Annotated in this window: 1 pseudogene; it reads right to left on the minus strand. The window is 59.6% G+C overall.

From position 1 onward, the window contains the following. Positions 1 to 398: 398 nt before the first annotated feature. Positions 399 to 623 (minus strand): annotated as a pseudogene (locus HA630_RS01945) (tripartite tricarboxylate transporter permease); the annotation flags it as partial.

A 623-nucleotide genomic window follows, 5' to 3' on the forward strand; every position in this document is an offset into this window, starting at 1 on the left:
CGGTCGGCTTGCCGTCGGCCGTTTTGTAGGTGAAGGGCTCGTAAGTGGGGTCGATGGCCACTTTGAGCTCGGCTTGGGCCCACGTCAGTGTGCTGGCGGCGCCCAACACCACCAAGGAAAGCAATTTCTTCATGGGAACGTTCCTCACGGAGTTGTTGTGTGTGGGGATTGTAGGTCCAGTCATTCGGCCGATGGCTCCCGGTTGAGGGTAGTCCCGGGTGGGCAGACGAAATTGGCACCGGCCTTTAACGGCCGAGGTTTCTGGGTTATCAGTTTCCCACGTTCACCGACCAACGGCGAAGGTACTTGCGTCTTTTATTTAACATAATGCACATTGTCGATAGTCATGGAATTTTCGAAAAGCCCGGCGAACCGGGCTCGTCAAAAGCTGCAGCGCCTCAGGGGGCCTCGCCAAAATCCTGGCGGCGCTCGCGTTCGCGCAGCGCGGACTTCAACGACGTCCAAACCGTCCACAGCACGATGGCGCCACCGAAGGCCAGGAAGCCAGCGCTGATCGGGCGGTCGATAAAGGTCATCATGTCACCGCGCGACAGCAGCAGCGAGCGGCGCAGGTTTTCCTCCATCAGTGGACCCAGCACAAAGCCCAGCATCAGCGGTGCGGC

The organism is Aquabacterium sp. A08, from assembly GCF_011742065.1.